The 24,069-nt window shown below is 59.9% G+C and carries 23 protein-coding genes and 2 pseudogenes; 12 read left to right on the plus strand and 13 right to left on the minus strand.

Annotated elements, in window-relative coordinates; genetic code table 11:
- Nucleotides 1-321: 321 nt before the first annotated feature.
- Entirely contained in the window at nucleotides 322-633 is a 312-nt protein-coding gene (locus tag FHX14_RS33505) for a hypothetical protein (RefSeq protein WP_184380928.1), read from the minus strand.
- 583 nt (nucleotides 634-1,216) lie between these two features.
- Here FHX14_RS33505 and FHX14_RS31095 point away from each other — a divergent pair.
- Entirely contained in the window at nucleotides 1,217-1,663 is a 447-nt protein-coding gene (locus FHX14_RS31095; protein WP_184380930.1) for a hypothetical protein, read from the plus strand.
- A 493-nt stretch (nucleotides 1,664-2,156) separates the two neighbouring features.
- Nucleotides 2,157-2,777 (plus strand): hypothetical protein, encoded by a 621-nt coding sequence (locus tag FHX14_RS31105; RefSeq protein ID WP_184380934.1) that lies wholly within the window; start codon nucleotides 2,157-2,159, stop codon nucleotides 2,775-2,777.
- Nucleotides 2,778-2,955: 178 nt separating this feature from the next.
- Here the strand turns inward: FHX14_RS31105 and FHX14_RS31110 are convergent, their stop codons facing one another.
- From FHX14_RS31110 to FHX14_RS31155, 11 genes and pseudogenes are all read right to left on the minus strand, one after another.
- Entirely contained in the window at nucleotides 2,956-3,312 is a 357-nt protein-coding gene (locus FHX14_RS31110) for a type II toxin-antitoxin system HicB family antitoxin (RefSeq protein WP_054185827.1), read from the minus strand.
- On the minus strand, nucleotides 3,309-3,563 hold the full coding sequence (locus FHX14_RS31115) for a type II toxin-antitoxin system HicA family toxin (RefSeq protein ID WP_012556062.1): 255 nt from the start codon (nucleotides 3,561-3,563) through the stop codon (nucleotides 3,309-3,311). Before FHX14_RS31115 ends, FHX14_RS31110 begins: the two co-directional genes overlap by 4 nt.
- A gap of 221 nt (nucleotides 3,564-3,784) precedes the next feature.
- Nucleotides 3,785-3,919: pseudogene (locus tag FHX14_RS33275) on the minus strand (ATP-dependent DNA ligase); the annotation flags it as partial.
- Nucleotides 3,910-4,365 (minus strand): RpiB/LacA/LacB family sugar-phosphate isomerase, encoded by a 456-nt coding sequence (locus FHX14_RS31120; RefSeq protein ID WP_184380936.1) that lies wholly within the window; start codon nucleotides 4,363-4,365, stop codon nucleotides 3,910-3,912. The pseudogene FHX14_RS33275 and the gene FHX14_RS31120, both read right to left, overlap by 10 nt.
- An 11-nt stretch (nucleotides 4,366-4,376) precedes the next feature.
- On the minus strand, nucleotides 4,377-5,147 hold the full coding sequence (locus FHX14_RS31125; RefSeq protein WP_184380938.1) for a triose-phosphate isomerase: 771 nt from the start codon (nucleotides 5,145-5,147) through the stop codon (nucleotides 4,377-4,379).
- Complete coding sequence (locus FHX14_RS31130) at nucleotides 5,144-5,920, minus strand: DeoR/GlpR family DNA-binding transcription regulator (RefSeq protein ID WP_184380940.1); 777 nt, start codon at nucleotides 5,918-5,920, stop codon at nucleotides 5,144-5,146. The genes FHX14_RS31125 and FHX14_RS31130 overlap by 4 nt, the downstream gene beginning before the upstream one ends.
- 98 nt (nucleotides 5,921-6,018) lie before the next feature.
- Nucleotides 6,019-6,954 (minus strand): sugar-binding transcriptional regulator, encoded by a 936-nt coding sequence (locus FHX14_RS31135; RefSeq protein ID WP_184380943.1) that lies wholly within the window; start codon nucleotides 6,952-6,954, stop codon nucleotides 6,019-6,021.
- 70 nt (nucleotides 6,955-7,024) lie between these two features.
- Nucleotides 7,025-7,957, minus strand: a complete 933-nt coding sequence (locus tag FHX14_RS31140) for a TIM barrel protein (RefSeq protein WP_184380945.1) — start codon at nucleotides 7,955-7,957, stop codon at nucleotides 7,025-7,027.
- A gap of 11 nt (nucleotides 7,958-7,968) precedes the next feature.
- Nucleotides 7,969-9,480, minus strand: coding sequence for a glycerol-3-phosphate dehydrogenase (locus tag FHX14_RS31145; RefSeq protein ID WP_184380947.1), 1,512 nt, complete (start codon nucleotides 9,478-9,480; stop codon nucleotides 7,969-7,971).
- 32 nt (nucleotides 9,481-9,512) lie between these two features.
- Nucleotides 9,513-11,087, minus strand: a complete 1,575-nt coding sequence (locus FHX14_RS31150; protein WP_184380949.1) for an FGGY-family carbohydrate kinase — start codon at nucleotides 11,085-11,087, stop codon at nucleotides 9,513-9,515.
- The gene (locus FHX14_RS31155; RefSeq protein ID WP_184380951.1) at nucleotides 11,084-11,464 is read right to left on the minus strand and encodes a hypothetical protein; all 381 of its coding nucleotides are present in this window, start codon (nucleotides 11,462-11,464) and stop codon (nucleotides 11,084-11,086) included. Before FHX14_RS31155 ends, FHX14_RS31150 begins: the two co-directional genes overlap by 4 nt.
- 403 nt (nucleotides 11,465-11,867) lie before the next feature.
- Here FHX14_RS31155 and FHX14_RS31160 point away from each other — a divergent pair, with 403 nt between their 5' ends.
- From FHX14_RS31160 to FHX14_RS31190, 7 genes are all read left to right on the plus strand, one after another.
- Nucleotides 11,868-12,524, plus strand: a complete 657-nt coding sequence (locus FHX14_RS31160; RefSeq protein WP_184380953.1) for a DUF2291 domain-containing protein — start codon at nucleotides 11,868-11,870, stop codon at nucleotides 12,522-12,524.
- Nucleotides 12,521-14,065, plus strand: coding sequence for a sugar ABC transporter ATP-binding protein (locus tag FHX14_RS31165; RefSeq protein ID WP_184380955.1), 1,545 nt, complete (start codon nucleotides 12,521-12,523; stop codon nucleotides 14,063-14,065). The genes FHX14_RS31160 and FHX14_RS31165 overlap by 4 nt, the downstream gene beginning before the upstream one ends.
- Before the next feature lie 22 nt (nucleotides 14,066-14,087).
- Complete coding sequence (locus FHX14_RS31170) at nucleotides 14,088-15,140, plus strand: ABC transporter permease (RefSeq protein WP_184380957.1); 1,053 nt, start codon at nucleotides 14,088-14,090, stop codon at nucleotides 15,138-15,140.
- Between the two features lie 111 nt (nucleotides 15,141-15,251).
- Nucleotides 15,252-16,199: a D-ribose ABC transporter substrate-binding protein gene (locus tag FHX14_RS31175; protein ID WP_184380959.1), complete on the plus strand. Its 948-nt coding sequence runs from the start codon at nucleotides 15,252-15,254 to the stop codon at nucleotides 16,197-16,199.
- A gap of 150 nt (nucleotides 16,200-16,349) precedes the next feature.
- Complete coding sequence (locus tag FHX14_RS31180) at nucleotides 16,350-17,192, plus strand: DeoR/GlpR family DNA-binding transcription regulator (protein ID WP_184380961.1); 843 nt, start codon at nucleotides 16,350-16,352, stop codon at nucleotides 17,190-17,192.
- A gap of 37 nt (nucleotides 17,193-17,229) precedes the next feature.
- Nucleotides 17,230-18,759, plus strand: a complete 1,530-nt coding sequence (locus tag FHX14_RS31185; RefSeq protein WP_184380963.1) for an FGGY-family carbohydrate kinase — start codon at nucleotides 17,230-17,232, stop codon at nucleotides 18,757-18,759.
- 43 nt (nucleotides 18,760-18,802) lie between these two features.
- Nucleotides 18,803-20,545, plus strand: coding sequence for a glycerol-3-phosphate dehydrogenase/oxidase (locus FHX14_RS31190; protein WP_184380965.1), 1,743 nt, complete (start codon nucleotides 18,803-18,805; stop codon nucleotides 20,543-20,545).
- 7 nt (nucleotides 20,546-20,552) lie between these two features.
- On the opposite strand, the gene fba is transcribed toward FHX14_RS31190, so the two are convergent.
- Nucleotides 20,553-21,617, minus strand: coding sequence for a class II fructose-bisphosphate aldolase (fba, locus tag FHX14_RS31195; RefSeq protein ID WP_184380967.1), 1,065 nt, complete (start codon nucleotides 21,615-21,617; stop codon nucleotides 20,553-20,555).
- A 219-nt stretch (nucleotides 21,618-21,836) separates the two neighbouring features.
- Here fba and FHX14_RS31200 point away from each other — a divergent pair.
- The 3 genes and pseudogenes from FHX14_RS31200 to FHX14_RS31210 form a co-directional block, all read left to right on the plus strand.
- Nucleotides 21,837-21,950: pseudogene (locus FHX14_RS31200) on the plus strand (3,4-dihydroxy-2-butanone-4-phosphate synthase); the annotation flags it as partial.
- 192 nt (nucleotides 21,951-22,142) lie between these two features.
- Nucleotides 22,143-23,237 (plus strand): GSU2403 family nucleotidyltransferase fold protein, encoded by a 1,095-nt coding sequence (locus tag FHX14_RS31205; protein WP_184380969.1) that lies wholly within the window; start codon nucleotides 22,143-22,145, stop codon nucleotides 23,235-23,237.
- A gap of 423 nt (nucleotides 23,238-23,660) precedes the next feature.
- Nucleotides 23,661-24,050: a hypothetical protein gene (locus tag FHX14_RS31210; RefSeq protein WP_184380971.1), complete on the plus strand. Its 390-nt coding sequence runs from the start codon at nucleotides 23,661-23,663 to the stop codon at nucleotides 24,048-24,050.
- The last annotated feature ends 19 nt before the right edge of the window (nucleotides 24,051-24,069 follow it).

Consider the following 24,069-nt stretch of genomic DNA (forward strand, 5'->3'; position numbering starts at 1 on the left):
CATATCCGCCGCCTCCATCCGGCGGCTCCTATTGAATCAGCCAAATCATGATTTGAATAGCCAGTGCGATTCAGTCAGATCGGGTGCCGCTCTAGGTCGTCTGACGGTTACCCCCCGGCTCTTCCGCGTGGCTGCTCGGATGCTTACGTCTGAGGCACAGAGTCAGCGATCTCGCGCTCGCAGCAAAATTATCAGGCGCTGACTTGTTGCCATAGCGTTCACGTTTTAGACCAGGAAGATCGCATAATGCATCGACCGGAACACACAAGCCGAAGTGGGGCGAGGGGCGGAAAGTAGTTCTTAGGAGCGGCGTCATTCGCCTTACGGGGCTGCCGGAATCTGCTGCAGGGAGATGCCGTGCATCACGTTAATCGTCCGTCGCGGATCACCAGGAGCCTTGCAAAAGATAATGCCGATGCTCGGAGCGTCGGACTTGGGGCGCAGTTGGTCATCGAAGCGGAAAGATAGAAGTTCATTATACCGGCGAGTTCCGGCTTGGCGTTTGGAACGGGAGAACTCTGCCCACTCGGAGAACTCCTGTGCTGCTGTAAAGCGGTCCTCAAAATGGTCCGTTGCCAGTCGCAGACGGTCCTCCGGCGAGAGTGGCTTCAGCTCCGCAAGCGATTCATCCAACTTTGTATCTCATCGCCACCTAGGCGGCCACGCAGGCCAGTCTACAAACCCGACGCGAATGTCAGAAAAATTCAATTTGCGGTTATTGACAACATTTCGCGGAAAGATCATTGTGTGCGTGTATCTGCATAAATAACTAAACTAGAAGATGATTTTCTCGGCGGACGTTTTAGTGCTCCGTTGGCAGTCGTGTTTTTATCTCTGACCACGCAAGCGGCGGGTTTTTCAATCCTTTCGAGAGATGGCCAATGATCTATAATTATATGGCTAGGCTGGCATTTGTTGCACTCTTACCAATGCTCTTTACCCCAAATCTCGCAAGATCCGCGTGTCTCCTCCCTCATGTTTTGACCAATGGGCAGCCTGCCGACGCGAACCCGGTAATGGATAATTTCGCTGGATTAGTGGACTGCGTCGGAGCCCTTAGTCCTCCGATCAATGGTCAGATTGTAATTGGCTCAACCGGTAGCGCGCCGCAGGTGGGAACGCTTACCGCTGGTACCGGAATCGCAGTGGAAAATGGGCCCGGGTGTCAATAAAAATTTCTGCGACAGCAGGTCCTGAGGCGATACTGAACTTCGGCATGCCAGAATTCAGTGTCAGAGATAGCGGTCTCTTCAGTCCAAATTTTTACGGTGGCCGCGCAATCGTCATGCCCCAGGCTGCCAATATTGATGCCGTGGAGGTCTTCATCATCACGGCAAATCCCGCTGCCGTGATGAAGCCCGCCATCTACGAAAATATCAACGGAAATCTGGGAGCATTGCTGGCCATCGGACCGGCAACTACCGGCGCGACCTATGGAGTAAATCGCCTTCCATTAGATTCGCAACTTTCTTTGGCGCGCTACCAATCGGTATACGTCGGATTTGTGCTTACCAGTTCAGACTTGAATGTCGCTTCACCCCCGCCCGGTGGTGCCGCAGCGGCATTTTTTTCGACGACCGGCACCGTCCCAGACCCAGCGCCAACCGGCAACTATCTTGCAAACATCCCATGGGCCACCATGTGGGTGAGCCGTGAGCCATGAGGAGTAGATTTGCTCGCCGAGAGTTCCCGATGATCCAGACATAAAAATCCTGTTGCGGAGTGCGGTTTTGCCCAACGTCGGCACGTTGATACCCCGGCGAGTCGACTAGAGCTTTGCGGGTTGATCGTGCCGCCCCTATCAATGAGGCGACTGATGACTACTCATTTCTATCGGGAAACTAGGCTCTGGGCCTCGATGACCGCGGCCTTGGTAATCGCCTCGGCTGCCCAAGCAGACACAGCGACAACGAAATATTCGTACGACGCGGACGGTCGTCTGACCACTGCGCTCTACGACAACGGCCTCTGCATTCAATACAGCTATGATGCGAACGGCAACCGAACCGCGGTGCAAACGTCGACACCCACGACGCCGCCTCGTTGGGGAAGCGGTAGTTGGGGATGTTTCGACTGGCCGGATCAATAATTTCATCTGCGCAGCGGAGAAGGCGTGCCAAATTCAACAGTTAGGGGAGGCACCCAGAGCCGAACATATGGACCAGATGGCTATCCTCTGCGAGATCGAGATACGCCGCATCCTGACGAAAAAGGTATCGGAAGTGAAGACCATGTGCATGATTGGGCCGGCCGTAGCCATGAGGACCGTAGCACGGGGAGAGCACCAGAAGACGGTGACCCACCGATCCCGCGTGGCGCAAACAAGTGATGATCGGGAGTATGAAATGACAGAAATAGTATGGAAAATTGACGAGGGCGGAATGCTTCTCGGGGCGAGAGCCCATGATGCTAGATTGATTTCGTTGGAGTTTGTGAACCGTCACCGGCTTCTTTTAACTCTGAGGAGAGTTGATGGATCGGAAGTAAAACTGTCGTATGAGGGAATTCAAGAAATTTCACTGGGCCGAGTTTGGGATGATACCTTAGTCATCGACATTTTCATCTGGAGCGTTGAAGATGTTCCGACGTCCCAGTCGGCAGATGTGGGATGGAACGCATTATTTCAGGGGCGGGCGGACCGCCAACATCTTGAGGAGGATATAAAGAAAATAGCTAATCGAGATAGGTCACAGTCTTTGTCCGTCATAGGCTTCGTCAATGGCACATCAACCCGGTGGTTTGCAAAACCCTTCGCATCACAGAAAGTTGAGTCATAAGTAGACCGATCTAATTTAGCGGCATCGAAGTTGCACCTTTGGTCGTAATTTTCGGGCTTCATCCTATCTGGAGAAGCGCTTGGAAACAGAATGTACCGTTAGGGCCAGGAAGATCGCATAATGCATCGAAGGGACCACCAATTCATCGGACTGCCGATGGGTCGCACTGTGAAGGGAACTACGCCGGCAAGCGCGCCTCGGCATAATGGTCGGCGGCCTCTTCCAGCACCTCTTCTGCCCACTGGTTCAGACTCTTTCCCGAAAGCTCAGCAGCAAGAGCTGCTCGGCGATGGACTTCGGGAGCGACACGAAACATCATCTTCCCAGAATAGGGTCGCTGAGGCTCTTTGCCGATTTTCCTGCAGGTCTCCAGGTAGTCATCGACTGCCTCATGGAAGGCTTTCTTGAGTTCAGCGACACTGTCACCGTGAAAGCCGATTACATCGGAGATACCTGCTATCCTGCCGAAAAACACGTCGTCCTCAGCGTCGAATTCGATGCGAGCGTGATATCCGTTGTAGGTCATGATGTTCATGGCGTTACTCCAATCTGCATCAGGAACTCGCGAGCATCGCGCACCTGATAACGCTTTGCTTCCTTGGCCGGATGTGGTCTATGGAAGCTCGCAATAATCCCGTCTTTTTCAAACTTAACGCGGGAACCGTTCCCCTCAATGAGATCGGCTCCGGCAGCCACAAGCAGATTCTCTATAGCGGTCCATTCAATGGTTCCCGAGACCGGGTCCTTGAAGATCGCCGCGAGAGTCTTTCTCTGCTTGCTGTTCATGCTAGCAAATATAGAGACGCTTGCTGATTATGCAAGCACAAACTCAACAGCCTCTTGAATTCTCCCAAAGGTCGAACGGGGGTCATGGTGGGGCAATAATCACGGGTCGGCAGTTCGTATCCCTTCAAGGCGAACTATTCGGGCATTCGAACCTGCGCTGCTTCGCTGCGCCTGGCCAGATTACTCGGAGCGTGCGCCTGATGCGGATGGGACGTTGCCGCCCCCATGCGGCGACTGTGGTAAGGGCGGTCGCGATGCTTGGCGATGATGCTTTCCAAATGACGATGGCAGGCGTGCTCGAGAAGGTCTTCGGCCGGCAGTTCTATCTCAGCACCCTCCGCATCCCTCAACGGGCGGTGTACTTCGCGTCGAGATCATCCATGGCCTTGACGTTACCGGCAGAGCGGCCGTTCTCGTCGAAGGTCTGGGCAAGAAACGCATCAGCGATCGACTTTGCCAGCTCGGTTCCGATGACGCGGGCTCCCATGGTGATGATCTGCGCATTGTTGGAAAGCGCGGCACGCTCGGCCGAATAGGTGTCGTGTGTCAGGGCGGCCCGGATGCCCGGAACCTTGTTGGCCGAGATGCAGACGCCGATGCCGGTACCGCAAACGAGGATCGCCTTGTCGTAGGTGCCGTCGATGACGCCTGAGGCGACGCGATCCGAGAGGTTGGCGTAGGAAGGATCGGCACCGGCGCTGGTGCGCGAGACTTCGTACACGTCGAAGCGGTCCTTCAGATGGTCGGCCAGAACCTTGGCGAGGCCTTCGCCGGCGCTGTCTCCTGCAATGGCAAGCTTCATTGTCTTTCTCCTCAGAGTTTGGCGGCGCATCTGGCCAGGATGTCGAGGTAACCTTCGACATTCCAGGCCGAACGGCCGATGAAGAGCCCGTCGATATGCGGGCTCGAGATCAGTTCTTCGCAGTTCTGCGGGTTGACCGACCCACCATAAAGGCAGGGGATCTTGCGGCCCAGCACAGCTTCGGCAACGGCGATGATTTCAGACTGGCGGGCATCCGCATAATCTGCAGTCGCCGGGATGCCCTTCTCGCCGATCGCCCAGACCGGCTCGTACGCCAGCAGGATTTCGGCAGCCTTTTGAGCGCTGGAAAGTTTCGAAAGCGCGCCGCGCACCTGGGTCGCCAGGATGTCGGCAGCCTTTCCGCCTTCGCGGTCGGAAAGCGTCTCGCCAATGCAGATCAGCGGGATGAGACCGTGGCGAACGGCCGCTTCGGTCTTCAGACCCACTGTCTCGTCGGTCTCTCCAAAGTGTTCGCGCCGCTCGGAATGACCGAGCTCGACGAGATCGAGATTGCAGTCCCTTAGCATCACCGGCGAGACTTCGCCGGTCCAGGCACCTTGGTCGGCCCAATGCATGTTCTGCGCGCCGACCTTCACCGAGGTCTTCGCAAGCATCGCCTTGACCTCGCGCACGGCCGTGAAGGGCGGAATCACGAAGCGCTGGATGCGCGGGTCGCGCACGGCATCGGCGGCTTTGAGGCCGTGTGCGAAATGCTCGGCTTCAGCAAGCGTCTTGTTCATCTTCCAGCTGGTGCCAATCCAGAAACGCGGCTTTTCGGTCATGTCGGCTCCTGCGTTGATGCAATGGTGAGCGTGATGCCCGCCTGCTCGAATTCCTCCAGAACAGCAGCATCGGGTGCCCTGTCGGTGATAACCGCGTCGAAGTCGGCCAGATCCGACATGACATGCAGGGCGGTGTGGCCGATGCGCTGGTGATTGACCAGAAGACAGGTCCTGGTCGAGGACGCGATCATTGCCCGCTTGGCGCGCACGACATTGTCGTCCATGTGATAGGCGAGCCTGCCGCTGACGGCGGGCGTGGAAATGAAGGCAATGTCGGCCCTCAGCCGCGACAGTGCCTCCTCGGTCACGACGCCGAGATAAGCGTTGAATTTCGCCGAATAGATGCCGCCAAGCGCAATCAACGTGATGCCCGTTTCGCCTTTCAGCCGCTCCATGATCGCCGCATTGTTGGTGATCAACGTCAGCGGTCGCCTCTGCAGCAGCCTTTCGCCGAGCACGGCCGCCATCGAGCCGTCGTTTACCATCACCGTCATCCCCGGCTCGACCAGTTCCAGCGCGGTCTGCGCCATGGCCGCCTTGGCCTCGTTGCCCTGGCGCTCGCGAATGCGGAAGTCGCTTTCGAACTGTGTTCCGGCGTCAATGGTCGCGCCGCCGCGAACCTTGCGCAGAACGCCCGCCTGCTCGAGATCATCGAGATCGCGATGGATCGTCATCTTTGACACGGTGAAGCGATCTGCAAGGTCGTCGAGATCGACGGTCTTGTTTTCGACAAGCAGGTTGACGATCAACTGCTGCCGCTCTTCCCGCCTCATCCGGCCTCCACCCTGGTTTGATGTCAAAATAACGAAGAATACGTGATAATCAACATAAATAATGTTATTTTGCGATCAAATATTGTTGCTTTCGATCGCTACTTCAATAATGCCTGCGCGGTGCGCTCGTCGGTGATCAGCCCGAAAAGACGACGGCTCTTCAGAATTGCCCGGATGGCCGGCACTTTCGACTGTCCGCCCGCCAGCGCCACAAGCCGCTCTTCCATGGTCTTGGGGAAAGACGCAGAGAGCGTGCGCGCCGTCAGCGCGGTGTCGAGGATGTCGCCGTCGGCGTCGAAAAAGTGTCCGAGGATTTCGCCGACGCCGCCTGCGGCGGCAATGTCGTCGATTTCACCGGGTTCAATCATGCCGGACAAAACAAGCTGCGCCTCGGCATCGACAGTTCCCAGGCCGACGAGCTTCAGGTCGGCATTGTTAGCAAGGTCGAAGACCTCCTTGACGGCGCGCTGCGACTTTAGCACTTCGCGGTCCTCGCCGGTATTGGCGAAAAAGGGAACCGGCATGACAAAGGCATGGGCGCCGGTCTTTTCAGCGATGCGATGCATCACGTCATAGGGATTGGCACCGTAGTTTCGTGTCAGGCCGCCAAGCAACGAGACGAAACGCAGGTTCTTCGCGCTCACCCTCGGCATATATTGGACAGCGGCGGAAAGCGTCCGGCCATGACCAAGGCCGATGACCGTATTGTCGCCGCGCTCGATCTCACGCTTGAGATAGCCGGCACCGGCATGGCCGAGTGCGCGGAGCGGCAAGCCTTCCTCGCCGAGATCGGGTGCGACCTCGCAGTACTGAAGCCCGAACCGTTCCGAAAGCCGCATCTCCAGCTCGACGCACTCGACGATATCCCCGTCGATGGTGACTTTGACGACGCCATCGGCAACCGCTCTTGCGATCAGGCGATGGGCCTTTACCGACGGCACGCCAAGGCGGCGAGCAACGTCGGACTGCGTCAGGCCACCGGCATAATGAAGCCAGGCAGCACGCACGGCAAGCGTATCATCGGCGTCCGTCATCACGGCTCCTTTTCGAAGGTCATGCGGCGGTTTCGCCGTATAGCAGTGCTGCCTTTTAAATATCCCTGTCTCAGATGTTCAAGTCAGCGACGCCGGTGTCGATATGCGGCGCCCAGAAGGCGACGCTTTCTGCAATCTGCGGGATGACCTGGCGATCATTCGGCTCGCGTTCCTTGAAGGAGAGTTCCAGACAGATTTCATTGTCCTTCGCCCCACCTTCGGCCAGCGCCTGCAGCAGAGGTGCCGGCTGGATGCGGCCCTTGGTGTTGAATTCGGCGGTAAAGGGCCGGTGCCCACCCTTGTCCATCAGGCTCTGTTTGATGTGGATGATCGGCGATACCTGCGGGACGGCGCGCGCCCAGGCATAGGGGTCGTAGTCGTCGGGATCGGCGGATGTGATGTCGCCATGATCGATATCCGCCATCATCCACATCGGGATGGCCATTCCGGCCGATGCCAGCCGCTCGTGCAGTGACAGGCAGGCGGCGATCGTCTCGCCGAACTCGCGGCCGATGCTCATCGGCTCCCAGAACATGTAGGAGAGGCCGGCGGCGCGCGCGTGCTCGGCGACATCGGCCCAACATTCGATGACGATCTTGATCAGTTCCTCGCGCCTGGCCGGATCGTCGAAGTCCTTATAGGTGAAGATCGCAAATTGCGTGCCGACCGAGTTGCCGCCGAGATCGGCCGTGATGTCGGCGAAGGTCTTGAACCAGTCGACGTAGTAGCGGCGGACATCGGCATCCGGATGTCCGAAATGGTTGAGACGCCCATAGGGGCCGGTCATGCCCGAGGTGACCCGCACCCCCGTGCGCTTCAGCGCGGCGCTCATCGCGCGCGTCAGGCGGCGGATGACCGGCGCCTGCCAGCTCGGATTGATGAACTCGTGGGTCAGTTGGAGGTCGCGGATCCGCAGATCCCTCGCAACCGTGTCGATGAGGTCGTCTGGGTCGGCGAAGCGGTTCACCAGCGGATTGGTATTGAGCGAAAGGGTCAGCGGCATGGCGGCATCCTTCAGGCGGCGGCAAGGCGGGTTGAAGCAAACCACTCGCCAAAAGCCGCGCGCTCCGCTTCGTTTAAATGGAGGTAATGTTTGGTGCGGCGATAGAGGATGTCCTCGGCCGTTTCGGCCCACTCCATAGCGACGAGATAACGGGCCTCGGCCTCGTAGAGCTGTCCGCCGAAATACCGCCCGAGCCCTTCCATGCCTGTCGCGCCGGCAATCACGTTCCTGGCGCGGGCGCCATAGAGACGGCCGTAGTGATGCACGAGCTTGCGCGGCATCCAGGGATAGATATCGCGCAGGCTGTTGGCGAAGCTCTCATAATCGGCGTTCAGAATTTCGCCGCCCGGCAGCGGCACTTTCTCCGTCCAGTCGCCGCCCATGTTCGGAAAGATGTGCTTCAGGCGCTGCATGCCGCGTTCGGCGAGCTCACGGAATGTGGTGATCTTGCCGCCGAAAACGTTGAGCAGCGGAGCGCCGCCTGTCTCGTCGAGATCGAATACATAGTCGCGGGTAACGGCGGACGGGTTACCCTTGCCGTCGTCAAACAGCGGGCGCACGCCGGAGAAGCTGTGCAGTACATCGTGGCGGCGCAGCTTTTCCTTGAAGTAGCGATTGACCGCCTTGAGCAGATACTCGATCTCCGTCTCGTCGGCGGCAACATCCTCGGCCCTGCCCTCGTACGCGATATCGGTCGTCCCGATCAGCGCCTTGTCGCCCTCGTAAGGATTGATGAAAATGACGCGTTTGTCGTTATTCTGCACCAGATAGGCATTGGCGCCTGCCCAGAACTTCGGCACGATGATGTGGCTGCCCTTGACGAGGCGGACGTTGCGGCTGGAGTTCGAGCCGGCGACGCGATTGATGATGTCCATCACCCAGGGGCCGGCGCAGTTCACCAGACATTTGGCACGGAAGGTTCGCGTCTCTCCCGTGGAGTTGCTTTTCGTGACCACGGTCCAACCGCCATTCTCGCGACGGGCCGACACGGCCGGCGAGCGGGTCAGCACCAGAGCGCCATTTTCCGCTGCGCTGACCGCATTCAAGGTCACGAGGCGGGCGTCGTCTACCCAGCAATCGGAATATTCAAAACCGCGTGTATATTGATCGAGGATCGGCGTGCCTTCCGGGTCGCGGAGCAGGTTGAGCGTGCGGGTCCCTGGCAGCTTCTTGCGGCCGCCGAGATGATCGTAGAGGAAGAGGCCGAGCCGCAGCAGCCATGCGGGGCGATCCTCTGGGCTGTGCGGTAGGACGAAGCGCATCGGCCAGATGATATGCGGCGCGGCATTGAGCAGCACTTCACGTTCGATCAGCGCTTCACGCACCAGACGGAATTCGTAATATTCGAGGTAGCGCAAACCACCATGCACCAGCTTGCCCGAACGCGACGAAGTTCCCTGTGCCAGGTCGTCCTTTTCGCACAGTACAACCTTCAGGCCGCGGCCCGCAGCATCGCGTGCTATCCCGGCGCCGTTGATGCCGCCGCCGATAACGAAGAGATCCAGGAGTTCGGGTTCGGTCATGTCATGCTCCTTCGATGCCTGCTGCATCAGAATTACACGCCCACCGGCGACGTCGTTGCGGCTTCGGCAAGCTTGTCCCAGGCGGGCGCCATTGCCTGGCGCACATCGGTATAGGCGGAAAAGAGCCGGTCGAACCGGCGGGCCTCGCTGGCATCCGGTGTCTCGGGATCGCCGAGCAGCGGCGTCACCCAGTCGGCTATGCAATCGTCTATGCTGGAATAGACGCCGACAGCCACCGCGGCCATCATCGCCACGCCGGCCGCCCCCGTCTCTTCGCGGCGCGACTGGCGGATAGGTGCGTTAACGGCGGCCGAGAGTGAACGCTGAAGGGCGACGGAGCGTGTTGCCCCGCCCGTGAGCCGCAATTCTTCGGGCATCGCGCCCATCGCCGCGTAGCAGTCGCGGGTGGCAAGCCCCAACCCTTCGACCACGCTGCGCAGCAGATCGGGGAAGCCGTGACGCATCGAAAGCCCGGTGAAGCCCGCGCGCGCATTGGCGTTGACGAAAGGCCCACGTTCGCCCGCTTCGGAAATATAGGGATGGTAAAGCACCGCCCCGGGTCGGCTTTGTGCAAACCAGCCGTCGATGCGCGCAATGAGGTCTGCATGCGAAGCAGGCTTACCTGCCTCGGCCATGAGATAGGCGGCGACATCCAGGATCCAGTCGATGTTGATCGTGGCGCCCATATTGGTCTGGACCTGAGTGACGATGCCGGGGATAGGCAGGGCGATCACATAGCCGGTGCCCTCACGATTGAGCTGAACGTCGGCAACGGACTTGGCGCGCAAGTGCACACCGGTCGAGCCGATGGTCGAGCAGGCGGCGTTGCGAGCGTCGCTGCGCACGCCTGCACCGAGCGCCGTCATCACCATGTCGACATAGCCGAGGCAGACCGGCGTTCCGGCAAGAAGCCCGCAGGCCTTCGCCGCCTCCGATCTCAGCGGGTGGCTGATCTCGCTGCCGTCGATGATTTCGGGCAGGAGCCCGCGCCTGTGGTCAAGGCCGAGCGCATCGATCACCACGGCATCATACTGCCGCGTTCTGAAATTACCGAAGGTGAAGCTTGCCTCCGATGGATCGGTTGCCCGCACACCTGTGAGGTTGAGATAGAGCCAGTCCTTGCAGTGAAGCGCCGTCTCCGCCCGATCGAGAAGATCCGGCGTGAAGCGGTCCATATGGGCAAGTTGCGCGCCCTGCTGGCAAGTGTTGAGACCGGTGCCTGTCGCTTCGAAGCGGGCACGGTTCTGCGTTCCGCCGGCAAGCGACGTAACCGTCGGCGCGGCGCGCGCGTCGAGCCACAGCCAGGCATCGGCGACCGGCATATTGCCGTGGCCGACGAGCCAGGTGCCGTCGCCTTGTCCGGTGACGGCGATGGCTGCGGTGCATGATGCAAGATCAGCGACTTTTTCGCCTAGGCCCCGCAACGCGCTGGCGCAATCGAACCAGGTCTGATCCAGTGACTGCGTTGCCGAGCCATTGTCTCCGGTGGTGTATCTGTTGCGAACGGAGGCTGCGGCAATCTGGTGCCCCGACAGATCGAAGGCGACAGCCTTGATGACCGAGGTGCCGGCATCTATGCCAATGATGATCGTCTGGGTCGATGTCATCGCAGGCCTATCTCGCCACCATCGCAAGCACCGCCGCAGGAAATACGCGCATCAAATTCATCCGAAGTCCTCCCGACCCTAAACTCATCTGGGATGATGCATCCGGCTGCCAACGTCGGCCCTTCCACGGGCAACGGCAAGCGCGCCGCCTTTGGCAGATCCCAGATCTGGCGCGCAGCCGAAACCTCCCTAGCTTCACTCGACAAGATAACATAAAGATACCATAATGCCAGTAAGATTTTTCTAGCGATGTAATTTTTTTCAACTAAAATAGAAGAGCAAGGGGCTTGCTTCCGCGGCGCCGGGCTATTGGCGTGCAGCATCGAAAATGGTGGCGCGCGCAATGCCAAGTCTCTAAAATTATGCATTGAAACCATATAGATGCCGCCATATTTCGGTAGAATGACAAGTGTTAGGGCGTGTCATTTTTTGCTGCACCGCAGCGCGATGAACAAGATGTGAGTTCGTGCATTTCAGTCGAGTTGGCGTGAAAGTGCCGTTGACAGTTTATAAAATATATAACATAATTTACGGCATAAGTAACATACTTCTATCACGGAAGTGCGCTTCCTGATGGAGAATTTGCAGGCCCAGGCGGTTGGAGGAGACAGCTGCCGGTCTTGTTGAGGAGGCATTCCAATGCGAATTTTCGTCCAGAGTTGTGCTCTTGCGGGTGGCCCGCCGGTTTCTGTTCCGGTGCGACGCAGTGCTTCAGCGCGCCTGCGATCATCATCGCGCTAGCCCCTCCATCTCGCTATTCCAAGCCAAAGGCCGTCCGACATGAGTACCTCGCCCGATTATGCAGCATCAAAGCCGAGCAGCGGCAATCGCGGGCTCCTTGTCAGCGCGGCGTTGGCGGTCATCGTCATTGCAGCGATCGCGTTCGATACGACGGTCGTCAAGATCGGTTCCGAAAACGATGTCCGCCAGCGGGCGTTCTCTCCGGAAACCTTCGGCGCTGAGCAGTTCCGGAAGATCAAGGCAAATGTCGAGGAGCGGGCCGCTGCGGCCGCCGATCTCGCGGCCGCCATTGCCGCCGACAAGAAGGCGGCGGCCGAGAAATACGGCACTGCGACGAGCACGGGACCGGTCATTCCCGTCACGCTGACCGGCGTTTTCGGCGCCCGCAAGTCGAACACCAATGAAATGAAGATCGATGGGTTGCCTCCCGAGACGGTGGTCCGTGTCCAGACCGGCCCTGCGGTCAACGGCACGGACCTCCGCGATGCAACCGGCACCATCGAATTCGGCCAGTTTACCAACCAGATCCAGTATCAGGATGCCGGCTCGGCCATCAATAACGAGATGAAGAAGGCGGTTCTTGCGGGCCTGGATGCTGACGCCCTGGACGGAAAGCAGGCGACCGTCGTCGGCGTCTTCAAGCTCATCAACCCGAAGAACTGGCTCGTCACGCCGGTGAAGGTCGAGCTCAAATGAGCCAGCCGCAACGCAGCAACGGGGCGAAAGGCGAGGTCGTCCTCGCAGCCCGCAACATCGCAAAATCCTATGGCAGCGTTCACGCCCTCAAGGGAGTGAACTTCGACATCCATCGCGGCCAGGTCACAACGCTGTTCGGAGAGAACGGCGCGGGCAAATCGACCCTGATGAAGATCCTTTCGGGTGTGACGCAGCCAAGCTCCGGCGAGATCATTCTCGACGGCTCGCCGATCAGCTTTAGTTCGTCGACCCATGCGCGCGAGCGCGGGATCTCGATCATTCACCAGGAGCTCAGCCTCGCCCCCAATCTCAGTGTCCGTGACAATATTTTCATGGGTCGGGAGATCATCAAGGGGGGTGTCGTCGACTTCGCTGAAGAGGAGCGTCAGACCCGGGCGCTCATGGAAGAGCTCGAGGAAGACATCGATCCGCAGACGCGCGTCGAGGATCTTCGCCTCGGCCAGCAGCAGATCGTCGAAATTGCGCGGGCACTCTCCATCAATTCGCGCATCCTGATCATGGACGAGCCGACCTCGGCGCTGAGCGCGACGGAGGTGGAGGTGCTCTTCAAAGTCATCCACGACCTGACGAGCCGCGGCGTGTCGATCGTCTACATCTCGCATCATCTGGAAGAGGCGCTCCAGATCACCAATCACGCCGTCGTTCTGCGCGACGGAAACATGACGGCCTATGCCGAGCGCAAGGATATCGATCTCGAATGGATCGTCCGCAACATGGTCGGCGAGAATTTCGACCTTGGCAGCCCGCCGCAAGGTCACCCGTTCGGTGACGTCTCGCTTTCCATCGAAAACCTCAGTGTCCCCGGTCCCTCCGGCGCTGCTTACAATGCAGTCGATCGTCTGTCTCTCAAGGTGCGTGCCGGTGAGATCGTCTGCATCTACGGGCTGATGGGCGCCGGGCGCACGGAACTGCTCGAATGCATTGCCGGACGTCTGCGCGCAAGTGGCGGACAGGTTCTGCTCGAAGGACAGGACGTCAGTGGGCTCAGCATCGCCGGGCGCATTGCCAGCGGTCTCGTGCTTGTGCCCGAAGATCGCCAGCGCGACGGCCTCGTCCAGACGATGACGGTCGGCTCCAATCTGTCGCTCGCGAGTATCCGCGCCTTCACCAAAGGGCTTTTCACCTCCGGCCATCGGGAGCGCGATCTCGTCAACGACGCGATCCGGCGGGTGCATGTGAAAACCGATGGCGGTGCAGCTTCGATCGGCTCGCTCTCCGGCGGCAACCAGCAGAAGGTCGTCATCGGCAAGATGCTGGCAACCCAGCCGAAGGTCATCCTGCTCGATGAGCCAAGCCGCGGCATCGACATCGGCGCCAAGGCGGAAGTTTTCAAGTTGCTCGCGGAGCGCGCCAAGCAAGGATTGGCGGTCATCTATTCGACGTCCGAAGTCAATGAATGCCTGAGTATCGCGCACCGCATCATCGTCATGCATCGCGGCAGGATATCGGCCGAGTTCGGCTCGGATGTCACCAAGGAAAAGATCATGGCCGCCTCCGGCGAAGCCGTGGTCGCGCACTAGCCTGGATTATGGAGCACTGATTATGTCAGTCACGAACGTCACCGAAAAGAAATCAGTTTCCAGCGGGCCGAAGCGCAATACCAATATCGTGCGTCTCATCCTGGAAGGTCGGGCCTTCTTCGCGCTGATCGTCATCATTGCGGTCTTTTCGTTCCTGTCGCCCTATTACTTCACGCTGAACAACTTCCTGATCATGGCGTCGCATGTCGCGATCTTCGGCATTCTTGCGATCGGCATGCTGCTCGTCATCCTGAACGGCGGCATCGATCTGTCGGTCGGCTCGACACTCGGGCTTGCAGGCTGCATCGCCGGTTTCCTGATGCAAGGGGTCACGCTCACCTATCTCGGCGTCATCCTCTATCCGCCGGTCTGGGCCGTCGTCGTCATCACATGTGCGCTCGGTGCGCTGGTCGGTGCGGTCAACGGCGTGCTGATCGCCTATCTCAAGGTGCCGGCCTTCGTTGCCTCCCTCGGCGTGCTCTACGTGGCCCGCGGTATCGCGCTGCTGATGACCAACGGCCTGACCTACAACAATCTCGGCGGCCGTCCGGAACTCGGCAATACCGGCTTCGACTGGCTCGGCTTCAATCGGCTCGCAGGCATTCCGATCGGAGTCATCGTGCTTGCGGTTCTCGCTATCGTTTGCGGCATCGTGCTGAGCCGCACCGCCTTCGGCCGCTGGCTCTACGCCTCAGGTGGTAACGAACGTGCAGCCGACCTCTCCGGCGTCCCGGTCAAGCGCGTGAAGATCATCGTCTATGTGCTTTCGGGCGTCTGTGCTGCAATCGCCGGCCTGGTCCTCTCCTCGCAGCTGACCTCCGCCGGTCCGACGGCAGGCACAACCTACGAACTGACGGCGATCGCAGCCGTGGTCATCGGCGGCGCGGCGCTGACCGGCGGCCGCGGTACGGTTCGCGGGACCATGCTCGGCGCCTTCGTCATCGGCTTCCTTTCGGACGGCCTCGTGATCATCGGCGTCTCGGCCTACTGGCAGACAGTATTCACCGGCGCGGTGATCGTTCTCGCCGTCCTCATGAACAGCATCCAATACGGCCGCCGGGTCAAATCGTCCTGACGGCTGAGACCGAAACTTATCCACGACGGCAGGCTGGAGTCCACGAAGCCGATTGGGGAAAGCACTGCCGGATCCCCGGCAATAACTGAACTCACGAATGGGAGAGAGACTATGTTTAAGAAAGGCATGCGCATACTTCTGGCCGCAGCGGCCGTGGCACCGCTTCTTGCAAGCTCCGCTTGGGCAGCGGGGATGATGACGATCATCGTCAACGATCCGTCGAATCCCTATTGGCTGACGGAAGGCAATGTCGCCAAGGCGACCGCCGAAAAGCTGGGCTACACGGCCTCGGTCAACGCCCACAAGGGTGACACCAATACCGAAAGCAACCTGATCGATACGGCGATCACCAACAAGTCGGTGGCGATCATCCTGGACCCGGCAAATGCCGACGGTTCCGTCGGTGCGGTCAAGAAGGCCGTTGCTGCCGGCATCCCGGTCATCCTCGTCAACGCCGAAATCAACCAGGAAGGCCTGGCGAAGGCGCAGCTTGTTTCCAACAACGCACAGGGTGCCGCCCTCGGCGCACAGCAATGGGTCGAGGCAATCGGCGACAAGGGCAACTATGCCGAACTCTTCGGCGCGCCGTCCGACAACAATGCCGCAACGCGTTCGAACGGCTACGAGACCGTCCTTTCGCAGTATCCGGACCTGAAGAAGGTCGCCAAGGAAGTTGCCAACTGGGACCGCACCCAGGGCCACAACAAGATGCAGTCCATGCTGCAGGCCAACCCGGATATCGTCGGCGTCATCTCGGGCAATGACGAAATGGCGCTCGGTGCGATCGCCGCACTCAAGGAAGCCGGCAAGCTTTCCAATGTGAAGGTCGGCGGCTTCGACGGTTCGCCGGATGCAGTTGCTGCCATCAAGGCGGGCGAACTCCAGTACACCGTCCTCCAACCGGTCGCCGTCTTCTCCGAAGAAGCCGTCAAGCAGGCCGACAACCTGATCAAGACGGGTAACACGGGTGCCAAGAGCGAGAAGCAGCTCTTCGATTGCCTGTTGATCACCAAGGACAACATCGACAAGTACACCGGCCCATTCGTTCTGGCGCAGTAAACGGTAAGAGGGCGCTCGCAAGAGCGCCCTCATTTTCATGCTGGAAGCGATGGCCGGCGGTCCAGCCACCGGTTGCGCTTCGCCCTTTTGCCTTGGCGCGGCAATCACTGTACGAAGCTGGGATCCATAATTCAGCGACAGGGGTGACCCGTGACACAGAAGACTAGCCGGGACGATGATCTGTTGGACCAGCTCACCAGCGACAGCCGGCAGACGCGCCAGATCGCGCGCCGCCGCATGATTGCAGAGGCCGTGATGGGTGAAGGCTCGATGCGGATTGAAGACCTGACCGATCGCTTTGGGATCAGCCTGATGACGGCGCACCGCGATGTCGATGAACTCGTCAGCCGCGGCCTCTTCAGGAAGACGCGCGGCATCGTCACTGCGGCGGCGACCAATCTCATCGAATCCAGCGACGTCTACCGGTCCAACCGTCAGGCGGTGGAAAAGAAGCTGATCGCCGAGGCGGCGATGCAATTCGTCGAACCTGGACAGGCGATCTTTTTCGATGACTCGACCACGGTACTTCAGATGGCGGCGCATCTGCCTTGGAAGGTGCCGGTCACCGCAATCACCAATTCCCTGACGTTGATGAATGCGCTGACGGGCCTGCACGACGTCACGCTGCTCGCCCTCGGCGGCCAATATTACAATTGGTGCAATGCCTTCATGGGGCGCATAACCATCAACGAGATCAGGGCTCTCAGGGCCGATGTCGCGTTCATCTCGATGTCGGCGATCAGCGATGGCACGGTGCTGCACCAGTCCCCTGAGACAGTCGATACCAAGCGCGCCATGTTCGACTGTTCCGTAAAACGCATCCTGCTTGCCGATCACACCAAGTTCGAACGGCGCGCACTCCACAGTTTCGCAGCACTGGATGAGTTCGACGTCGTTATCGTCGACGACAAGACCCAGCCGGTGCACGTCGACCGCATGCGGTCCAGAGATATCAACGTGGTCATCGCCAAGGGCGCCGGAGGGCGCTCCTGACGGCGCGGGCCCGTTGCCCCTCGTGAGGTAAACGTGAATGCCGACACTGCTCGGGATCGATAGTGGTTTGACAGTCACCAAGGCGGTCATCTTCGATATCGACGGCACGCCGCTTGCAGCCGCACGGCGCCGCGTCACGCAGTTCATTTCGAGGGCGCGCCATATCGAGCGCGACATGGATGAATTGTGGCAGGCGACGGCCGATGCCATCCGCGAAGCGATTTCGCTCAGCGGGCGACCGGCAAGCGAGATAGAGGGCATTGCCGCTACCGCGCATGGAGACGGCATCTACTTGCTCGATCACGCCCGGAAGCCGCTTGGCCGGGCCGTTCTCTCCCTGGACAGCCGGGCAGGGGCGATCGTTGACCGGTGGACGAAAAGCGACGTCGCCGACCTGGCGATCGAGCTGACGGGGCAGATCCCGCACGTCTCCGCGCCATCGGCATTACTTGCCTGGATCCGCGAAATGGAGCCCGAGCGCTACAAGCGCATCGGCCATTTCATCAGCTGCAAGGACTGGCTGCGGTTCTGCCTGACCGGGACCATCGGTACGGACCGCACCGAAGCGAGTACCTCCTTCACCAATTTCAAGACGCAGAACTACAGCGAGGATGCTCTGCGGCTGTTTGGCTTGCAGGATCTCGTCCACGCCCTGCCACCAGCCTCGCGCTCCGACCAGATCGTCGGACGCGTGACCCGTGAAGCCGCGCAGCTGACGGGCCTTGCCGAGGGAACGCCTGTCGTTGCCGGTCTGCACGACGTCACGGCCTCGGCGCTCGGGGCAGGGGGGTATGCCAAGGGCGTTGTCGCGGTCATTGCCGGGACCTATTCGATCAACGAGACGCTTTCGTCGGAACCGCGTGTCGACCGGCGCTGGTTCTGCCGCAACGGCATTGCACCCGGCATCTGGAACAGCATGTCGATTTCCCCGGCATCGACAGCGAATTACGACTGGTTTCTGGACACGCTTTGCGCTTCCGAACGGAAGAATGGCGCGGTGCAAGGCAGCTCGATCCACGCCCTGCTGGCGCCCGAGATCGAGGCCGCCTTCGAACGCCCCTCGACCGCGCTCTTTCATCCCTATCTGTTCGGCTCGCCCTATGGCGCGGCGGCCAGCGCCGGCTTCTTTGGGCTCGGTGGATGGCACGGCCGTGGCGACATGCTGCGCGCCGTGCTTGAGGGCATCGCTTTCAATCATCGCATTCATGTCGACGCGCTTCGCGACGGCTTTGCCTTCGATCAAGCGCGGCTCGCCGGAGGCATCTCGCGCAATCCTGCCATCGTGCAGATGTTTGCCGATGTGCTTGGCATGCCGGTCACAGTAACCGAGACGGATGAGGCGGCCGCCTGGGGTGCTGCGCTTTGCGCCGGGTCGGGCGTCGGGGTCTTCGCCGATCCGCAAAGCGATCCGCGCGACACTGCCTCCATCGCAAAGACTTGCCGGCCCGATGCGGCTCGCAGGGCGGATTATGAGAAGCGTTACCAGGTGTTCCGCGACATTGCCGACGCGATGATCCCCCTTTGGCCTAGGATTGCCGCGCTTGCGCCGGAACAATCGGCAAACTGAAAAGACAAATGCCTGCCGCGGCGGGCAATTTAGGACGACGAGCATGACCCCCGATTTGCAGCAGCGCTTCTCCAACCTCGGCGAGAACGATATCGACGTTTTGATCATCGGGGCGGGCATCAACGGCGCCGGCTTGTTCCGCGACCTCTCACTACAGGGTGTCAATTGCCTGATCGTCGACAAGGCCGATTTTGGTTCCGGCACGAGCGCTGCACCATCGCGGCTCATCCACGGCGGCCTGAAATACCTGGAAACGGGTGAGTTCGGACTGGTTGCGCAGTCGACGCTTGAGCGAAACCTACTGCTCAAAAACGCACCGCATTGCGTCGAGCCGCTGCCGACCTTCATTCCGGTCTTTTCCTGGACCCGCGGTATCTGGGCAGCAATCAGGACGCTCTTCGGGTCGAAGACGGCGCCACGCAGCCGCGGAGCCGTGCTCATTAAGATCGGGCTTCGGCTCTACGACTTCTTCGGTTCACGCGACCAGGTCATGCCGCGCCACCGGCTGATCCTGAAGAAACAGGCGCGCAAGGAGATGCCGCATGTCACCCCTGCCATCGTCGCGGGCGGCATCTATTACGATGCCAAGATCAGCAGGCCGGAGCGGCTGGTCTATGAGCTTGTGGGCGATGGTCTCGATGCGAATGCGGGGAGCCTCGCGGCAAATTTCTCGACACTGGCTGCCGTTTCAGAAGGGCGTTTGACCTTCCGGCAGCCGGATGGTCGCGATGTCACCGTTGCCCCCAAGCTGGTCGTCAACGCGGCAGGTCCTTGGATCGATCATGTCAACACTTTGCTCGGCGCGCCATCGCACCTGATCGGCGGCACCAAGGGTTCCCATATCCTGCTTGACCATCCCGAGTTGGTGCGAAGCCTCAACGGCCACATGATCTATTTCGAGGCCGACGACGGCCGCATCTGCCTGGTCTATGACTATCTCGGGCTGGCACTTGTTGGTTCGACCGACATTCCGGCGGATGATCCGGACAATGTCCGCTGCGACGAGTCGGAAACCGAGTATTTTCTCGAAAGCGTCCGCTCGCTGCTGCCGACGCTCCGCTTCGATCGCGATCAGATCGTCTACAGCTATAGCGGCATCCGTCCGCTGCCGGCGTCAGATGCGGCAGCACCCGGGTTGATCAGCCGCGATCACTCCGCGCCGGTAAAGGAGCCAGAGAGCGGCAGACTGTTTCCGATCATTTCGCTGGTCGGAGGCAAGTGGACGACGTTCCGTGGCTTTGCGGAAGAGGTCGCCGACACGGTTCTCTCCCGGCTGCAGCGCAGCCGCAGCCAGTCGACACGCTATCTGGCGATCGGCGGCGGCAAGGCCTTTCCGGCTGATGCCCAGCAACGTAGCGCCTGGATCAGGGATACCGCATCACGCAGCGGCGTTGCCGCCGAGCGTGCCGACGAACTGCTCGCCCGCTACGGCACGACGGCCGCAGCCCTGCTTTCTTCTCCTTCAGGCTATACCGACGAGCAGCGCCTGGCGGGTGCGCCGCGTTACAGTCTCCGTGAGATCGACTGGATCGCCCGGAACGAAATCGTCGTCCACCTGTCGGACATCGTGATGCGTCGTACGACGCTTGCGATCGAGGGCCGGTTGACGCTGGAAGGCCTGCGGGAAATCGCCGGCGTTGCGGGGGCAGCGCTCGATTGGAATGCCGAACGAACGGCAAGCGAAATCCAGGACGTTGTCAGCCAGCTGAGCCTCTTCCACGGCCAAGCACTGACAGGCAAGGTTGCCGCCGAGCCGGAAAAGGCGCCGCGCCCGGCCTCGGGCTAACCCAGTTTCAGGAGAAAGCCGGATCGAGAGAACCGGACTTGTAGCGCTTCGCCATTTCCGAAACGGGAAGTGGCGTGATGCGACCCGCCATGCCGGCGGTGCCGAACTGTTCGAAGCGCTCCTTGCAGAGCTTGGCCAGCGCCGCCATCGCCGGCTTCAGATATTTGCGCGGATCGAACTCGCTTGGATCCTCTTGCAGCACGCGGCGGATCTGGCCGGTCATCGCCATTCTGCCGTCTGTATCGATGTTGACCTTGCGAACGCCGTTCTTGATGCCGCGCTGGATCTCCTCGACCGGCACTCCCCATGTCGGCTTCATCTGGCCGCCATATTTGTTGATGATCTCCTGCAGTTCGATCGGGACCGAGGACGAGCCATGCATGACGAGATGTGTGTTCGGGAGCTTGCGGTGGATTTCTTCGATGACGTTCATCGCCAGTACTGAACCGTCCGGCTTGCGGGTGAACTTGTAGGCGCCATGCGATGTGCCCATCGCGATGGCGAGCGCATCGACCTTGGTCTCGCGCACAAACTTCACGGCTTCGTCCGGATCGGTCAGCAGTTGGTCATGCGAAAGCTTGCCCTCGGCGCCGTGGCCGTCCTCGGCCTCGCCCGTGCCGGTCTCGAGAGAACCGAGAACGCCGAGTTCGCCCTCCACCGAGATGCCACCGAAATGCGCCATATCAGTCACCATCTTGGTGACGCCGACATTATAGGCCCAGTCGGCGGGCGTCTTGGCATCCGCCCTCAATGAACCATCCATCATCACCGAGGTGAAGCCCGCCTGGATCGCCGTCATGCAATTGGACGGATCGTTGCCGTGATCGAGATGCACGCAGACCGGAATATGCGGATAGATTTCTACGACGGCATCCATCATATGCTTGAGCATGATGTCATTGGCATAGGCGCGGGCTCCGCGCGACGCCTGCATGATAACGGGCGCCTGACACTCGTCCGCAGCCTCCATGATGGCGAGGGCCTGCTCCATGTTGTTGATGTTGAAAGCGGGAACGCCGTAGCCTTCCTCCGCAGCATGGTCGAGCAGTTGCCGAAGCGTAATGCGTGCCATCCAAGATTCCCCCATATCGACGGTCGATCGAAACGCCGCCATCTCTACGAAACTAGAGCCCGGGCGTGAGCCGTTCAAGCATCTTATTTTAATAGGCAAAATGGCATAGGAGGAGGAATGCAACACTCAGCAATAACAATGTCACAAACGAGTCAATTCGCGTGCACGAGCCAAATGAAAATCGGTGCCTTTGCTGAAGAGATGGCGCGCCATGCCCCTTCGTTGCCCTGGGATCCGATGCAACATATGGCGGTGATTTTCGGCGACATCCGCGAGGGCGTCCACATTCCCGTTCGCTTGCATCTCGAGGATGTATCGCCGGACGTGTTCGGTGTGGAACGTTCCGTTGAGCGCTATACCTCTCTCTAAGTTCCATAGATACCTCTTATGCCACGCAGCGGCTGAAAAGACGGGGTCAACGGTTCGGATTCTCTTAAGGCTATAGAGCTAGCATCCTACCTTGCGGCCTGTCCTCTCGATAGTTATACTGTTTTTGAAAAACAGTATAACGCCGGGATCCAGCTTATGAAGTCCATCGACCTCATGTATCAGACTATGCTCGCCGAGCTAGGTCAGCGCTCGCTCGACGCCGCTTGGACGGCCGATTTCCCTCCGGAGGGTCGGTTCACCCCGGCGAACATCAAAGGACGCAAATACTGGTACTTCGACATACCAGATGGACATGGTGGTACGAAACGTCGTTACGTTGGTTCTGCTGATGATCCGAATATCGCGCAGCGCGTAGCTGATCATAAGCGGGACAAGGACGATCTACGCGCTCGCAGGCGCTTAGTAAACACCCTAACCCGCGAAGGCGGGATGATCGCCCCTGACGCCATGTCGGGCGACATCGTCGAGGCTCTTGCCGAGGGAGGTCTCTTTCGGCTCCGGGGTATTCTCATCGGCACGGTGGCCTTTCAGTGCTACTCGGGTATGCTGGGCGTCCGCCTTCCCATGGCTGCAATCCTGACCGGCGATGCGGACATCGCCCGAGACTATGCCATCAGTCGGGAAGTTGAGGACAGTCTGCCTCCGATCGTTGAGCTGCTGCAGGGCGTCGACGCCAGCTTCCGGCCAGTTCCACATCGATCGGGATCCGCGAGTTCGTCGGCGTTTCAGAATGCCGACGGCTACAGGGTTGAATTCCTGACGTCGAACCGCGGTTCGGACGACTACATCGACCAGCCGGCGAAGATGCCCGCCCTTGGCGGCGCCAGCGCGGATCCACTACGCTTTCTCGACTTTCTCATGAGGGACCCCGTCAGGACAATGCTGCTCCACCGGAGCGGTGTCCCAGTCGTCGTCCCTGATCCGTCCCGGTATGCGGTCCACAAGCTCATCGTCGCCAGCCGCCGACACACTGACGGGCAAGGGCCGGCGAAGCGAGAGAAGGATGTTCGTCAAGCTGCGCTGCTCTTTGAAGCCCTGCAGCAGACAAGGCGATCTGCCGACTTGGCGCTCGTCTACAACGAAGCATGGGAGCGTGGGCCTGCCTGGCAAGAAGGTATTCGAACCGGGGCGGCAATGCTGGCGGCACAAGATGCCGAGCGGTTCAACACAGTCCTGATCGAGGGCGCTAAAAAAAATCGCGAAGAAATTGAACTTCCGTTTGGAGAATAGGCTGTCTTTCGCTTTGAAAGCCAGCCAGCGATAGGAATGGATGACGACATCAACGAAGTCCGGATTGTCGAATGACGCCGCTGTCCTGTCGAACGTCTTCGTTGAAAGCCCAGCTTGGAGACCATTGTCTCCATAACATCCGGCAAAGCTAGCGGCGGTGGAGGGACAAGCATTCGCGGCCGCGCTCGTGCTGAAACAAGTGTTGATACCAGACAGCCTGTTCCAGGCTCGGCTGGTAGGCTTGGGTGAGCCTTTCCACATCGATGATGTCGTGACCCGCGTAGGAAACAAGACCGGCCGCTCGTTCAGGCCATAACGCCGTTGCGACACATGAGGCGAGGCCACCCCAGTCGTATCCTGCCAGAACGGCCTTTTCGATGCCAAGCGCGTCTGGCCCTCACTGCTCTTGGCTACGTAGAGGCCATGTATGCGGCACTGAAGCGGGAAGGCGGTGACGATGGCAGGTTCGGCGAACTGGGAGGGCGATCGGATCGCTTTCCGATATCGCTGCAGCACCGCCGGCTCGTGTCCTTGGCCGAAGCAACGGTTGAAACCCTCTGGCGCGAATTAATCGAGAGCTGGGTGATCGCCCAGCATGTGAGATGGTCAGTGGCGCGCAACGGTGACGGCACCCAGCGCCTGCGGCTTGCGCTCGGCGACAACGGTTGGCTCAGGGTCCATAAGCGCGTGAGCGGTCCGTTCGGGCCGACGCCCGACCGACTGCTCTCTGCCCTTTCCCTCGCATCTCAGGGCCGCATGATTGTCCGTGACGATACTAATGTGGAGCCTCGATTCCTAGCATGTAGATCTTGAGCGGAGACTACGCGCTAGC

This window comes from Rhizobium sp. BK619 (genome assembly GCF_014195245.1).
Classification (GTDB): domain Bacteria; phylum Pseudomonadota; class Alphaproteobacteria; order Rhizobiales; family Rhizobiaceae; genus Rhizobium; species Rhizobium acidisoli.

Bases quoted from the DNA above. Each gene is read 5' to 3' on its own strand.
- FHX14_RS31155 (WP_184380951.1), bottom strand. From the start codon at position 11,464: ATGGTTTCAATGCATAATTTTAGAGACTTGGCATTGCGCGCGCCACCA.
- FHX14_RS31185 (WP_184380963.1), top strand. From the start codon at position 17,230: ATGCCGACACTGCTCGGGATCGATAGTGGTTTGACAGTCACCAAGGCG.
- FHX14_RS31110 (WP_054185827.1), bottom strand. From the start codon at position 3,312: ATGAACATCATGACCTACAACGGATATCACGCTCGCATCGAATTCGAC.
- FHX14_RS31205 (WP_184380969.1), top strand. From the start codon at position 22,143: ATGAAGTCCATCGACCTCATGTATCAGACTATGCTCGCCGAGCTAGGT.
- FHX14_RS31105 (WP_184380934.1), top strand. From the start codon at position 2,157: ATGGACCAGATGGCTATCCTCTGCGAGATCGAGATACGCCGCATCCTG.
- FHX14_RS31125 (WP_184380938.1), bottom strand. From the start codon at position 5,147: ATGACCGAAAAGCCGCGTTTCTGGATTGGCACCAGCTGGAAGATGAAC.
- FHX14_RS31175 (WP_184380959.1), top strand. From the start codon at position 15,252: ATGTTTAAGAAAGGCATGCGCATACTTCTGGCCGCAGCGGCCGTGGCA.
- FHX14_RS31135 (WP_184380943.1), bottom strand. From the start codon at position 6,954: ATGACGGACGCCGATGATACGCTTGCCGTGCGTGCTGCCTGGCTTCAT.
- FHX14_RS31130 (WP_184380940.1), bottom strand. From the start codon at position 5,920: ATGAGGCGGGAAGAGCGGCAGCAGTTGATCGTCAACCTGCTTGTCGAA.
- FHX14_RS31120 (WP_184380936.1), bottom strand. From the start codon at position 4,365: ATGAAGCTTGCCATTGCAGGAGACAGCGCCGGCGAAGGCCTCGCCAAG.
- fba (WP_184380967.1), bottom strand. From the start codon at position 21,617: ATGGCACGCATTACGCTTCGGCAACTGCTCGACCATGCTGCGGAGGAA.
- FHX14_RS31210 (WP_184380971.1), top strand. From the start codon at position 23,661: ATGTATGCGGCACTGAAGCGGGAAGGCGGTGACGATGGCAGGTTCGGC.
- FHX14_RS31140 (WP_184380945.1), bottom strand. From the start codon at position 7,957: ATGCCGCTGACCCTTTCGCTCAATACCAATCCGCTGGTGAACCGCTTC.
- FHX14_RS31150 (WP_184380949.1), bottom strand. From the start codon at position 11,087: ATGACATCGACCCAGACGATCATCATTGGCATAGATGCCGGCACCTCG.
- FHX14_RS31170 (WP_184380957.1), top strand. From the start codon at position 14,088: ATGTCAGTCACGAACGTCACCGAAAAGAAATCAGTTTCCAGCGGGCCG.
- FHX14_RS31115 (WP_012556062.1), bottom strand. From the start codon at position 3,563: ATGAACAGCAAGCAGAGAAAGACTCTCGCGGCGATCTTCAAGGACCCG.
- FHX14_RS31190 (WP_184380965.1), top strand. From the start codon at position 18,803: ATGACCCCCGATTTGCAGCAGCGCTTCTCCAACCTCGGCGAGAACGAT.
- FHX14_RS31160 (WP_184380953.1), top strand. From the start codon at position 11,868: ATGAGTACCTCGCCCGATTATGCAGCATCAAAGCCGAGCAGCGGCAAT.
- FHX14_RS31095 (WP_184380930.1), top strand. From the start codon at position 1,217: ATGCCAGAATTCAGTGTCAGAGATAGCGGTCTCTTCAGTCCAAATTTT.
- FHX14_RS31145 (WP_184380947.1), bottom strand. From the start codon at position 9,480: ATGACCGAACCCGAACTCCTGGATCTCTTCGTTATCGGCGGCGGCATC.
- FHX14_RS31165 (WP_184380955.1), top strand. From the start codon at position 12,521: ATGAGCCAGCCGCAACGCAGCAACGGGGCGAAAGGCGAGGTCGTCCTC.